A 12,794-nucleotide genomic window follows, 5' to 3' on the forward strand; every position below is an offset into this window, starting at 1 on the left:
TCCACCAGGAGCGCGAAACCATGGGCATGCAGATCGGCATCTTCACCGTCGGCGACGTCACCACGGACCCGACCACCGGGCAGACGCCGTCGGAGTACGAGCGGATCAAGGCCACCGTCGCCATCGCGAAGAAGGCCGAGGAGATCGGCCTCGACGTGTTCGCGACCGGCGAGCACCACAACCCGCCGTTCATCGCGTCCAACCCGACCGCGACGCTCGCCTACATCGGCGCGCAGACCGAGAACATCATCCTGTCGACCGCCACGACGCTGATCACGACCACCGACCCGGTGCTGATCGCCGAGGACTACGCCAAGATCCAGCACCTCACCGACGGCCGCGTCGACCTGATGATGGGCCGCGGCAACACCGGCCCGGTCTACCCCTGGTTCGGGAAGGACATCCGGCAGGGCATCAACCTGGCGATCGAGAACTACGCGCTGCTGCGCCGGCTGTGGACCGAGTCCGACGTCGACTGGGAGGGCCGCTTCCGGACCCCGCTGCAGGGCTACACCTCGACCCCGCGCCCGCTCGACGGCGTCGCACCGTTCGTGTGGCACGGCTCGATCCGCAGCCCCGAGATCGCCGAGCAGGCGGCGTACTACGGCGACGGCTTCTTCCACAACCACATCTTCTGGCCGAAGTCGCACACCGAGCAGATGGTCGCGCTGTACCGCGAGCGCTTCGCGCACTACGGCCACGGCACGGCCGAGCAGGCGATCGTCGGCCTCGGCGGGCAGTTCTTCATGCGCAAGAGCAGCCAGGACGCCGTACGCGAGTTCCGCCCGTACTTCGACAACGCCCCGGTCTACGGCCACGGCCCGTCGCTCGAGGACTTCACCGAGCACACGCCGCTGACCGTCGGCTCGCCCCAGCAGGTGCTGGAACGGACCCTGTCGTTCCGGGAGTACGCCGGCGACTACCAGCGCCAGCTCTTCCTGGTCGACCACGCCGGGCTGCCGCTCAAGACGGTCCTCGAGCAGCTCGACCTGCTCGGCGAGATCCTGCCCGAGATGCGCAGGGGCTTCGCCGAGGGTCGTCCCGACACCGTCCCGGACGCCCCGACCCACGCCTCGCTCGTCGCGGCGGCGGGTGGCGCGAAGGACGTCACGGTCCACGCGAAGGACACCATGACCGGCACCACCGACCGTGCCGAAGAGGCTGAGGAGGTCCAGGCATGACCACCAGGATCGTCGTCGTCTCGGCGGGACTCTCCGTCCCGTCGTCGACGAAGCTGCTCGCCGACAAGCTCGGCGACGCCGTTGCGCGGGCCGTGGGCGCACGCGGCCGGGAGGTCGACGTCCAGCACGTCGAGCTCCGACCGCTGGCCCACGCGCTGGCCGACCACCTGTTGACCGGCTTCGCCACCGGCGAGCTCGCGCAGGCTATCGAGGCCGTGCGGCACGCGGACGGACTGGTCGTCGTGACGCCGGTGTTCTCGGCGTCGTACTCGGGGCTCTTCAAGACCTTCTTCGACGTCCTGGAGAACGGCATGCTCGACGGGAAGCCCGTCGTCATCGCGGCCACCGCCGGCACCGCCCGGCACAGCCTGGTCCTCGACCACGCGCTGCGTCCGCTGCTCGCCTACCTGCGGGCGGTCGTCGTACCCACCGGGGTGTTCGCGGCGAGCGAGGACTTCGGCGCCACCGACGACGGCTCCCTGGACAAGCGGGTCGAGCGCGCGGCCGGCGAGCTGGCGGCGCTGCTCGGGGGCGGCTCCGCGCCAGAGAGGGCGCCGCGGCGTCGTACCGTCGACGACGAGCTCGCGGCGCCCACGCCGTTCGAGCAGCTGCTGCGCGAGGCGGGCGGCAGCTCGGTCCGCTGACCCGGTCCGCTGGCCCGGTCCGCTGGTCCGGCCCGTTGACGCCGGTGGCAGCATGAGCGCATGCGCCGCACAGTGTTCAACGAGGACCACGAGGACTACCGCCGGACGATCCGTGCCTTCCTGGAGACGGAGGTCGTCCCCCATTACCAGGAGTGGTACGACGCGGGCCAGGTCTCGCGCGAGCTCTACACCAAGCTCGGAGACCTGGGTGTCTTCGGCATCGAGGTCCCCGAGGAGTACGGCGGCGCCGGGATCCACTCGTTCAAGTTCTCCGCGATCCTCACCGAGGAGTGCGCCCGGGCGGGCGTGAACCTCGGCGGGTCCGGGGTGCACGTGGAGCTGTGCCTGCCGTACCTCCTCAAGCTCGGCACCCCCGAGCAGCTCAAGCGCTGGATGCCGGGCTTCGTCGCTGGCACCGAGATGTGGGCGATCGCGATGACCGAGCCGGGCACCGGCTCGGACCTCGCCGGAATGCAGACCACCGCCAAGCGCGACGGGGACCACTACGTCCTCAACGGGGCGAAGACCTTCATCACCGGCGGTGTGCTCGCCGACCGCGTCATCGTGTGTGCCCGCACGTCCCCGCCGCTGGAGAGCAACCGCCGCTTCGGGATCTCCCTGTTCTGCGTCGACACGAAGTCCGAGGGCTGGGCGGTCGGGCGCAAGCTCGACAAGCTCGGCCTGCGCACCTCCGACACCGCCGAGCTGTCGTTCACCGACGTGATGGTCCCCGCCACCGACCTGCTCGGTGAGGAGAACGAAGGCTTCTCCTACCTCGGCCAGAACCTGCCGCAGGAGCGCCTCGGCATCGCGTACGGCGCCTACGCCCAGGCCGCCGCCGCGATCCGGTTCACCCAGGCCTACGTCGAGGAGCGCAAGGTCTTCGGTGCGACGGTGGCCTCCTTCCAGAACACCAAGTTCGAGCTGGCCGCCTGCCAGAGCGAGGTCGACGCCGCCCAGGCCGTGTGCGACCGGGCCCTCGAGGCCCACGACCTCGGCGAGCTGACCGCCGTGGACGCCGCCTCCGCCAAGCTGTTCTGCACCGAGGTCGCCGGGCGGGTCATCGACCGCTGCCTGCAGCTGCACGGCGGCTACGGCTACATGAACGAGTACCCCATCGCCCGGCTCTACGCCGACACCCGGGTCACCCGGATCTACGGCGGCACGTCCGAGGTGATGAAGCTGATCATCGCTAAGTCGATGGGGCTGTGACCCCGGACGTCGAGGAGGTTGCGCAGCAACCGTCACGAGACGCCTGGCCGCGCTGCCGGAACTCTCCACGGACAGTTCCGGCAGCACCTCACCTGGTCTCGTGACGCGTCCTCGACCTCCTCGCTCTTCGGGGACTCTCCTCGTCCCTCGGAGAGTCCCCGCGCTCGGATCAGTGCTGGTAGGTCCCGTGCAGGATCGCCCGGCCGAGCGTCTTGAACGCCAGGTTGAAGCCGACGACGGCGGGCGTGGCGGAGCTGTCCACGCCGAGCTGCGCCTGCGAGACGGCGTGGACGACGAAGAAGTACCGGTGGACCTGGTCGCCCTGGGGCGGTGCGGCGCCGGCGAAGTCGAGCGTGCCGAAGTCGTTGCGGACGTGGAAGGCGCCCTCGGGCAGGGTGGCGTCGGACGCGCCTGCCCCGGTGTCGAGGCTGGTCACGTCGGCCGGGATGTCGACGGCGACCCAGTGCCAGAACCCGCTCGGGATGGGCGCATCCGGGTCGAAGCAGGTCACGACGTAGCTCTGGGTGCCCTCGGGGCCAGGCTCCCAGCTCAGCTGCGGCGAGGTGTTCCCGCCGTCGTAGACCTGGTCGGCCTTGAGCGGCTGTCCGGCGGTGACGTCCTCGCTCGTCACGGCGAAGGACGCAGCGGCGGGGAGCAGGGGGTAGGGGTCCGGGGTGACCGGGCGATCGAGACTCATGTCACCGAAGTTAGTCCGGGTACTGGTCCCGTGTCAGGGGCGCCCCGGTGCATGCCGGGAGAATGGTCGGCGTGAGCGACTTCCCGCCGTACCCCTCCGGTCTGCGCCTCGCCGGGCGCCGCGTGCTCGTCGTCGGCGGGGGCCATGTGGCCCAACGCCGGGTGCCGCAGCTGATCGCCGTCGGCGCCGACGTCCACGTCGTCTCGCCGTCGGTCACCCCGGCCATCGAGGGTCTGGTCGGCTCGGGCGAGATCACCTGGCACGAGCGGGCGTTCGCCGACTCCGACGTGGACGGCGCGTGGTACGTCATCGCGGTCACCGACGACCGGGCCGTCAACGACCACGTCTCGGCGCTGTGCGAGGCCCAGCGGGTGTTCTGCGTCCGCTCCGACGACGCCACGCTCGGTACGGCGTGGACGCCGGCGGTCGGTCGTGAGGCCGGCATCACCGTGGCCGTGGTCGGCAACCGTGACCCGCGGCGCTCCGCCTCGGTGCGCGACGAGATCGTCGCCGGCCTGCGCGACGGCACCATCGCCGCGCCCCACCACCGCGCCGGTACGCCGGAGCGCACGCCCGGCGTCACGCTGGTGGGCGGGGGACCGGGCGACCCCGAGCTGATCTCCATCGCGGGGCGCAAGGCGCTGATGGCGGCCGACGTGGTCGTCGCCGACCGGCTCGCGCCGCGCGAGCTGCTCGGCGACCTGCCCAGCGACGTCGAGCTGGTCGACGTCGCCAAGCTGCCGCGCGGCCGGTCGGCCCAGCAGGAGGAGATCAACCGGATCATCGTCGAGCGCGCGCAGGCCGGGAAGCGGGTGGTCCGGTTCAAGGGTGGCGACAACTTCGTCTTCGGCCGCGGCTTCGAGGAGATCATCGCGTGCCGGGCGGCCGGCGTACCCGTCACCGTGATCCCCGGCCTCACCTCGCCCGTCTCGGTCCCGGGCATCGCCGGCATCCCGGTCACCCACCGCGGTGTCACCCACGAGTTCACCGTGGTCTCCGGCCACCTCCCCCCGGGGCATCCCGAGTCGCTGGTGAGCTACGACGCGCTCGCGCAGATGCAGGGGACCGTGGTCGTGATGATGGGCGTCGAGAACGCCCCGCACATCGCGAAGGCGCTCGTCGCCGGCGGCCGTCCCGAGGGCACGCCGGTCGCGGTGATCTGCGACGGCACCATGCCCACCCAGCGCACCGTCCTGGCCACGCTCGGCACCCTCGCCACACGCCTGGCCGAGGAGGACGTCAAGCCGCCCGCGATCATCGTGATCGGCGAGGTCGTCGCCGTGGCCCACCCCGACGCCTTCTGAGCGCAGCCCGATGGCCGAGCTCGTCGAGATCACCGACCCCGCCGATCCGCGGCTGGCCGACTACCGCGACCTGCGCGACGTCGAGCTCCGCAAGCACCTCGAGGCCGAGCACGGGTTGTTCCTCGCCGAGGGGGAGAAGGTCGTACGACGAGCCGTCGAGGCCGGCTACGCACCACGCTCCTTCCTGATGGCGCCACGCTGGCTCGACGGCCTCGCCGACGTGCTCGACCGCTCCGAGGCTCCCTGCTACGTGCTGTCCGAGGACCTGGCCGAGGAGGTCACCGGCTTCCACGTCCACCGCGGCGCCCTGGCCTCGCTCGAGCGCCGTCCGCTGCCGGGCCTCGACGAGGTCCTCGCCGGAGCGCGCACGATCCTGGTCCTCGAGGACCTCGTCGACCACACCAACGTCGGCGCCATCCTGCGCAGCGGCGCCGCGCTCGGCTTCGACGCCGTCCTGCTCGCGCCCCGCTGCGCGGACCCGCTCTACCGCCGCGCGATCAAGGTCGCCATGGGAGCCGTGTTCGCGCTGCCCTGGACCCGGCTCCCGGACTGGTACGACGCCCTGCCGGGTCTCACCGAGCGCGGCTTCACCACCGTCGCCTTGACCCTGGCCGCGGACGCCGTGCCCATCGAGGAGGCGGTGGCCGGCCGGGACAAGGTCGCGCTGGTCCTCGGCTCCGAGGGTCACGGGCTGTCCGCACGCTGGGAGCAGGCGGCCGACCGGCGCGCGATCATCCCCATGGCGCGCACCATCGAGCACGGTGTCGACTCGCTCAACGTCGCCGCCGCGACGGCTGTCGCGTGCTACGTCACCGCTCGTCGCTAGGAGAGCCGCCGCTGCGACAGCGTCTCGACGACGAGATCGGCGAGCCACTGCTGGGCCGTTCCGGGGGTGCGCCGGATGTAGGCGGCGACGTCGATCGGCGCGACGTAGAAGGGCAGCTCGACGACCTGCAGGTCGTGGCGCCGGGCGAACACCTCGGCGATGTGGCGCGGCACGATGGAGATGAGCTCGGTCGCGGCGACCACATAGGGCGCCGAGGAGTAACTGGTCAGCTCGAGCTCGACCTGGCCGCGTAGGCCGACCTGGTCGAGGAGCCGGGTGGGCCCGTCATGCCCGGCACGGCTGCGGACGTGGATGAACCGCTCGGCCGCGAACTGCTCGGCCTCGATCACCGGCTGCCCTATCCGCGGGTGGTCGGCGGCGGCGATGATCGCCCAGCCGACGCTCATGAAGGGACGGCGCTCCAGCCGCTCGTCGTCGATCAAGGCGCCGGTCAGGGCGAGGTCGACGCGGCCGCGGACCAGCTGCTCGACGACGTCCTCGGCCGAGAGGCTCTCGACCCGCAGCCTCGCCTGAGGCGCGTGCCGGGCCAGCTCGGGAAGCAGCAGGGGTAGGAAGGACAGCTCGCCGAACTCCGAGAGCAGCGCGGTGAAGACGCGGTCGGTCGTCGCCGGGTCGAAGGTGTCGGCGCCGCCCGTGGTGCGCTCGATCGTCAGCAGGGCCTCCCGCAGGGGGCCGTACATCGCGCTGGCCTGGGTGCTCGGCTCGAGGCCCGTGCGGGAGCGGGTGAAGAGGTCGTCGCCGAAGCGTCGTCGCAGCTTGGCGAGGGTGTAGCTCACCGTGGGCTGGGTGACGTGGAGCCGCTCCGCGGTGCCGGTGACCGAGCCGGTCTCGTAGAGCGTCACGAACGTCCGCACCTCGTTCAGCTCCACTCCGGCCTCCTCTGGATATCGATGCCATCGATGTGGCGTCACCGCCGATTCTATTGGTCATCGATGGGGACGCGACCCTACGGTTCCCGTGTGACGACCGCCACGATCCGCGACCACAGCCACGCCCTGCTCCGGCAGGCCGGGGTCTCCATGATCTTCGGGAACCCCGGCTCCAACGAGCTGCCGTTCCTCGCCGGACTGCCCGAGGGCGTGCGCTACGTCCTGGCGCTCCACGAGGGCGCGGCGATCGGCATGGCCGACGGCTACGCCCAGGCCGGCGGCGGCCTCGGCGTGGTGAGCCTGCACGCCGCGTCGGGCACCGGCAACGCGATGGGTGGACTGAGCAACGCCGCCGTCTCCCGTTCGCCACTGCTGCTCCTGGCCGGCCAGCAGGTCCGTTCGACCGTGGGCCAGGACGTGATGCTCGCCAACGTCGACGCCGCCCAGCTCACCCGGCCGCTGACCGGCTTCGCCGCCGAGCCGCTGAGCGCCGACGACGTCCCGCGCACGCTCGCGGAGGCGATCCACAGCGCGACCGCGGGCCGGCGCGGCCCCTCCTTCGTCTCCGTCCCGTACGACGACTGGGAGCGCCCGGCGCCCGCCGGCTCCGAGCTCGTGGTGGGCCGGCGTGTGCGCCGCGCCCACGGCGCCGACCGGGCCGTCGTCGAGGACCTGGCCGCACGGCTCGCCGACGCCCGCTCGCCGCTGCTCGTGCTCGGCTCCGACCTGGACGGCACGGTCGCCATGGACCTGCTGGTCCGCCTCGCCGAACACCTCGACGCGCCGGTTGCAGTGGCCCCGTCGCCGTACCGGCTGCCGTTCCCCAACCGGCACCGCCTGTGCCGCGGCGTGCTCCCCGCCAGCATCCGCGCGATCCACGACGCGCTGAGCGGCCACGACCTGGTCGTGGTGCTCGGAGCGCCGGTGTTCCGCTACCACCAGCACGAGCCCGCGGCCTACCTCCCCGAGGGGACCGCGCTCGTGCAGGTCACCGACGACGACGCGGCCGCGGCCCGGGCGCCCTTCGGCGACACCCTGCTCGCCGAGCCCGCCGCCGTCGTCGCGCTGCTCGCCGAGCACCTCGGCGTCCCGGACGAGGTAGGCCCCGACGACGGGCGCTGGGTGGCCTGCCCGGAGCCGGCGCGGGGGGAGGCGGGCCGGCTGCAGCCCGCCGAGGTCTTCGCGGCGCTGCGCCGCACCCAACCGGCCGACACCGCCTACGTCGTCGAGTCGACGTCGACGAGTGCCGACTTCTGGGCCCAGATGGACCTGCGCGCCCCCGGCAGCTTCTACTGGCCGGCCTCCGGCGGGCTCGGCTTCGGCCTGCCCGCTGCGGTCGGCGTCGCGCTCGCCCGCCCCGAGCGCCGGGTGGTCGGCGTGATCGGCGACGGCTCGGCCAACTACGGCGTCACCGCACTGTGGACGGCGGCCCAGCTGAGGCTGCCGCTCACGATCGTGATCCTGCGCAACGGCACCTATGGCGCGCTGCGCTGGTTCGCGGGTCTGCTCGGCACCCCCGACGTCCCCGGCCTCGACATCCCCGACCTCGACCTGGTCCCCGTCGCCGAGGGGTACGGCGTGCCCGGCACCCGGGTCAAGGACGTCGCCTCCCTCGAGCGCGAGCTCGCCCGGGAGCCCGACGGACCCCGGCTGATCCAGGTCGACACCACCCTCACCACGCCGCACTGATCCCAGGAGCACCGATGACCGCACCCGACCGGACCCAGACCTGGGTCCGCGCCCTCTGCTGGGCGACCGTCACCCTCGAGGGCTTCGACATCGTCGCCCTCAGCGCCGCGTTGCCGACCATCCTCGACGGCGGACACGTCGGCATGGACAAGGCCTCGGCCACCTTCGTCACCACGATCTCCCTGGTCGGGATCATGGTCGGCGCCATCCTGGTCGGCCCGCTCTCGGACCGGTGGGGCCGGCGCCGCTGCATCCTCGCCTCGATCGCGCTGTTCTCGGTGTTCACCCTCGCCGTTCCGCTCGCGACGAACCCCGAGACCTTCGGCGCGCTGCGCCTCGTCGCCGGTCTCGGCCTCGGCGCCTGCATGCCCGCCGCGCTCACGATGATGAGCGAGGCGACCCCGGAGACCCAGCGGGCTCGCGCCACCACGCTGACCATGACCGGCTACCACGTGGGCGCGGTACTGACCGCGCTCGTCGCGCTGGCCGTCGTGCCGCAGTGGCACCTGCTGTTCGTGATCGGCGGCGTCGCCGGGCTCGTCATCCTGCCGCTGATGTGGCTCAAGCTCCCCGAGACCAACGCCGTCGCGCTGGCTCGCCGCGGTGCCACCGCCGGCCAAGGGGAGTCGGCGGTGCCGGCGCCGCGCGCCTCGGAGATCCTGCGGTCGCCGTACCGCACCGCCAGCCTGGCCACCTGGGCCGCCTGCTTCATGGGTCTGCTGCTGGTCTACGGCCTCAACAGCTGGCTGCCGACGATCATGCGCGAGGCGGGCTACGAGATCGCTGCCTCGCTGACCCTGCTGCTGCTCCTCAACCTCGGCGGCATCGCGGGACTCGTGCTGGCCGGCATCGTCGGAGACGCCCGGGGCATCCGGCGCAGCACACTGGGGTGGTTCGCCGCCGCCGCCGTGCTGCTGGCCGTGCTGAGCGTGCACCTGCCGACCCTCGTGCTCAACGGCGCGGTGTTCCTGACCGGGGTCTTCGTCTTCAGCGCCCAGGTGCTCGTCTACGCGTGGATCACCCGCTACTACCCGCCGCACCTGCGCGGCACGGCCCTCGGCCTGGCCTCCGGTGTCGGACGACTGGGCTCGATCGTCGGCCCCGCGATCACCGGCGCCCTGGTCACCGCCGACCTGGCCTACCCGTGGGGGTTCTACGTCTTCGCGTTCGTCGCCGTCCTCGCCGCGGTCGCCATCGTGGTGATCCCGCAGCGGTTCGAACGCACCACCACTCCCGTCCCGACCCAGGAGGTCTCCGCATGATCGACGTCACCGACAAGTCCACCGGCGAGGTGCTCGCCTCGCTCGAGGAGGCGTTCGCCGCCGACGTCGACCAGGCGGTCGCGCGGGCCCGGCTCGCGCAGCGGGCCTGGGCCGACCTGCCGTACGACCGGAGGGCCGCGGTCCTGCTCCGGGCGGCCGCGATCGCCGAGGCCGAGCCCGAGCGGCTGGTCCCGTGGCTGCAGCGCGAGGCCGGCTCCGCGCCGGGCAAGGCCGCCTTCGAGCACGGGCTGGTCGTCTCGGAGCTGCGTGAGGCTGCGGCGACGGCGTCGGCGCCGTACGGCCGGATGCTCCGCTCGACCCGACCCCGGATGTCGCTCGCCCGGCACGTGCCCGTCGGCGTGGTCGGCGTCATCTCGCCGTTCAACTTCCCGGCGATCCTGTCCATGCGCTCGGTGGCCCCGGCGCTCGCGCTGGGCAACGCCGTCGTCCTCAAGCCCGACCCGCGTACCGCGGTCGCCGGCGGTGTCGCCCTCGCCGAGATCCTGCACGAGGCCGGGCTGCCGGACGACGTCCTGCAGGTGCTGCCCGGCGGAGCGGAGGCCGGACAGCGGCTGGTCGCCCACCCGGACGTGCCCTGCCTGAGCTTCACCGGCTCGACGGCCGCGGGACGCGCCATCGCGGCGACGGCGGCGCCGATGTTCAAGAAGGTCCATCTCGAGCTCGGTGGCAACAACGCCCTGCTCGTGCTGCCCGACGCCGACCTCGACCGAGCCGCCTCCGCCGGGGCCTGGGGGTCGTTCCTGCACCAGGGCCAGATCTGCATGACCACCGGTCGCCACCTGGTGCCCCGGGCCTTGGCCGACGAGTACGCCGATCTGCTGGCCGCGAAGGCCGGGGCGCTGAGCGTCGGCGACCCGTTCGCCGGCGACGTCGCGCTCGGCCCGCTCATCGACGCCGGCCAGCGTGACAAGGTGCACGGGCTGGTCACCGACACCGTCGCGGCCGGCGCCCGACTCGCCGCGGGCGGCACCTACGACGGGCTGTTCTACCGCCCGACGGTGCTCGCCGACGTCCGGCCCGACCACCCGGCCGCGCGCGAAGAGATCTTCGGCCCGGTCGCCCCGGTCATCGCCTACGACGACGTCGAGGAGGCGGTCGCGCTCGTCAACGACGACCCCTACGGGCTCTCGGTCGGCGTGCTCACCGGCGACGCGATGCGTGGCTTCGAGCTCAGTGCGCGGCTGGAGTCGGGCATGGTCCACATCAACGACCAGACGGTCGACGACGAGGCCGTCATCCCGTTCGGCGGCATCAAGGCCTCGGGCAGCGGCGGGCACTTCGGCGGCGCCGAGGCGAACCTGGACACCTTCTGTCACCTGCAGTGGGTCACGATGCAGGCGGAGATCGAGCGCTATCCCTTCTGACGGATCCCGCGGGATCGTCGAGTTCGTGAAGATCTCTCAAAAACTGACACGCTGTCGCACTACCGCTCGCGCTCCGGGCCGCCTAGTGTCCCGTCCATGGCGGATGAGAACACGTTCTACCAAGCGGTCCCGGTGGTCGTCTGGGGCACCGGCAACATGGGCCGCGCGTCCATCCGGGCGGTCGCGGCGCACCCTGGGCTGAGCCTGGCAGGGGTGATCGTCAGCGACCCGGCGAAGGTCGGGCGCGACGCCGGCGACCTCGCCGAGCTGGGGCGCACCCTGGGCGTCCGAGCGACCGCCGACGTCGATGCGGCCCTGGCGACCCTCGACGGCGGCGGCGCGGTCGCCTACACGGCGTCCGGCGAGCTGCGGCCCGACGAGGCCGTCGTCGACATCGCGCGAGCGCTGGCGAACGGCGCCGTGGTCGTGACGCCCTCGGTCTACGCGCTCTACGACCACCGCAGCGCGCCCGCCGAGCTGACCGACCCTCTCAGCAAGGCCTGCGCCGACGGCGGCAGCGCGCTGTTCGTCAGCGGCATCGACCCGGGCTGGGGCAACGACCTGCTGCCCGCGCTCGTCAGCGGCCTGGCCTCGGAGATCGAGCAGGTGCGCTGCCAGGAGATCTTCGACTACTCGACGTACGACGCCGAGGACTCGGTCCGCTACATCGTCGGCATGGGCCAGCCGATGGACTACGAGCCGCCGATGGTGGCCGAGGGGATCCCCTCGATGGTCTGGGGCGGGCAGATCCGGCTGATCGCCCGGGCGCTGGGCGTCGAGGTGGACGAGCTGCGCGAGACGGTGGAGCGGCGGGCGCTCGACGCGTCCGTGACCACCGCCCTCGGTGACTTCGAGGCCGGGACCCAGGGCGGGCTGAGGTTCGAGGTGCAGGGCATCGTCGGCGGCGCGCCGAAGATCGTCGTCGAGCACGTCACCCGGATCGCGGCGGCCTGCGCCACGGACTGGCCGATGCCGCCCGACGGCGGCGACGGCGCCCACCGGGTGATCATCGAGGGCCGCCCGCGCATCGAGATCAACGTCGAGGCCACCGACGAGGGCGGCAACCGCGCCGCCGGCGGCAACGCCACCGCCGCCAACCGGCTGGTCAACGCGATCCCGTGGCTGCGCACCGCCACGCCGGGCCTGTACGACGGCCTCGACGTGCCGCTCGTGCCGTCGACGTACCTGCGCACGATCGGCGAGGAGGCCTGATGTTCCTCGAGATCCCCGACGGCAAGGACCCGATCACCTACGTGTGGGGCGAGCTGGTGCCGGGCATCGGCCCCGCTGCGTCCACGCTCGCGATGAGCGTCTACGAGCACAGCACGCTCGGCCTGCGCGAGTTCGAGGCGGCCCGGCTGCGGATCGCGCAGGTCAACGGCTGCCTGTTCTGCCAGGACTGGCGCACCGAGCGCGACGGACAGAGGGTCGAGGACACCTTCGACCGCGCCGTCCAGGACTGGCGCACCACGCGCGACTTCGACGACCGCACCCGCCTGGCGGCGGAGTACGCCGAGCGCTACGCCCTCGACCACCACGGCATCGACGACGGCTTCTGGCAGCGGATGCGCACGCACTACTCCGACCGCGAGATCGTCGAGCTGTCGATGTGCCTGGGGTCGTGGCTGGCGTTCGGCCGGCTCAACCGGGTGCTCGGCCTGGACGCGGCATGCGTCCTGCCGAGCCACGCCGGTCAGGCCTGAG

At 72.4% G+C, this 12,794-nt stretch carries 12 protein-coding genes; 10 read left to right on the forward strand and 2 right to left on the reverse strand.

The genetic code is table 11. The features are described 5' to 3' along the window. The first annotated feature begins 26 nt into the window (after positions 1-26). Genes FBY23_RS13985 through FBY23_RS13995 form a run of 3 tightly spaced genes read left to right on the forward strand, consistent with a single transcriptional unit; the run spans position 27 to position 3,037 of the window. Positions 27-1,181: an LLM class flavin-dependent oxidoreductase gene (locus tag FBY23_RS13985; protein ID WP_141801053.1), complete on the forward strand. Its 1,155-nt coding sequence runs from the start codon at positions 27-29 to the stop codon at positions 1,179-1,181. Next, a complete protein-coding gene (locus tag FBY23_RS13990) occupies positions 1,178-1,825 on the forward strand; it encodes an FMN reductase (protein ID WP_141798696.1) in 648 nt (215 codons plus the stop codon). Before FBY23_RS13985 ends, FBY23_RS13990 begins: the two co-directional genes overlap by 4 nt. 60 nt (positions 1,826-1,885) lie before the next feature. Continuing rightward, positions 1,886-3,037: an acyl-CoA dehydrogenase family protein gene (locus tag FBY23_RS13995; RefSeq protein ID WP_141798697.1), complete on the forward strand. Its 1,152-nt coding sequence runs from the start codon at positions 1,886-1,888 to the stop codon at positions 3,035-3,037. Positions 3,038-3,206: 169 nt separating this feature from the next. On the opposite strand, the gene FBY23_RS14000 is transcribed toward FBY23_RS13995, so the two are convergent. Beyond that, positions 3,207-3,734, reverse strand: coding sequence for a YbhB/YbcL family Raf kinase inhibitor-like protein (locus tag FBY23_RS14000; RefSeq protein ID WP_141798698.1), 528 nt, complete (start codon positions 3,732-3,734; stop codon positions 3,207-3,209). Positions 3,735-3,805: 71 nt separating this feature from the next. Between FBY23_RS14000 and cobA the strand changes: the two genes are divergently transcribed. Both cobA and FBY23_RS14010 read left to right on the forward strand, forming a co-directional pair. Next, positions 3,806-5,038: a uroporphyrinogen-III C-methyltransferase gene (gene cobA / locus FBY23_RS14005; protein ID WP_260805961.1), complete on the forward strand. Its 1,233-nt coding sequence runs from the start codon at positions 3,806-3,808 to the stop codon at positions 5,036-5,038. Between the two features lie 10 nt (positions 5,039-5,048). Next, on the forward strand, positions 5,049-5,864 hold the full coding sequence (locus tag FBY23_RS14010; protein WP_141798699.1) for an RNA methyltransferase: 816 nt from the start codon (positions 5,049-5,051) through the stop codon (positions 5,862-5,864). Here the strand turns inward: FBY23_RS14010 and FBY23_RS14015 are convergent. After that, positions 5,861-6,754: a LysR family transcriptional regulator gene (locus FBY23_RS14015; protein ID WP_141798700.1), complete on the reverse strand. Its 894-nt coding sequence runs from the start codon at positions 6,752-6,754 to the stop codon at positions 5,861-5,863. The two genes, FBY23_RS14010 and FBY23_RS14015, sit on opposite strands and share 4 nt — an antisense overlap. A gap of 90 nt (positions 6,755-6,844) precedes the next feature. Between FBY23_RS14015 and mdlC the strand changes: the two genes are divergently transcribed. The 5 genes from mdlC (at position 6,845) to FBY23_RS14040 (ending at position 12,793) form a co-directional block, all read left to right on the forward strand. Further along, on the forward strand, positions 6,845-8,443 hold the full coding sequence (gene mdlC, locus FBY23_RS14020) for a benzoylformate decarboxylase (protein WP_222117820.1): 1,599 nt from the start codon (positions 6,845-6,847) through the stop codon (positions 8,441-8,443). A 14-nt stretch (positions 8,444-8,457) separates the two neighbouring features. Continuing rightward, positions 8,458-9,705 carry an aromatic acid/H+ symport family MFS transporter gene (locus FBY23_RS14025; protein ID WP_141798702.1) on the forward strand — a complete coding sequence of 416 codons (1,248 nt, stop codon included), beginning with the start codon at positions 8,458-8,460 and terminating at the stop codon, positions 9,703-9,705. Further along, positions 9,702-11,090 (forward strand): aldehyde dehydrogenase family protein, encoded by a 1,389-nt coding sequence (locus FBY23_RS14030; RefSeq protein ID WP_141798703.1) that lies wholly within the window; start codon positions 9,702-9,704, stop codon positions 11,088-11,090. The genes FBY23_RS14025 and FBY23_RS14030 overlap by 4 nt, the downstream gene beginning before the upstream one ends. A 96-nt stretch (positions 11,091-11,186) precedes the next feature. Further along, positions 11,187-12,302, forward strand: coding sequence for a dihydrodipicolinate reductase (locus tag FBY23_RS14035; protein ID WP_141798704.1), 1,116 nt, complete (start codon positions 11,187-11,189; stop codon positions 12,300-12,302). Beyond that, positions 12,302-12,793, forward strand: coding sequence for a carboxymuconolactone decarboxylase family protein (locus tag FBY23_RS14040; protein WP_141798705.1), 492 nt, complete (start codon positions 12,302-12,304; stop codon positions 12,791-12,793). Before FBY23_RS14035 ends, FBY23_RS14040 begins: the two co-directional genes overlap by 1 nt. Position 12,794: the final 1 nt, after the last annotated feature.

Origin of the sequence: Nocardioides sp. SLBN-35, from assembly GCF_006715725.1 — a bacterium.
Classification (GTDB): Bacteria; Actinomycetota; Actinomycetes; order Propionibacteriales; family Nocardioidaceae; genus Nocardioides.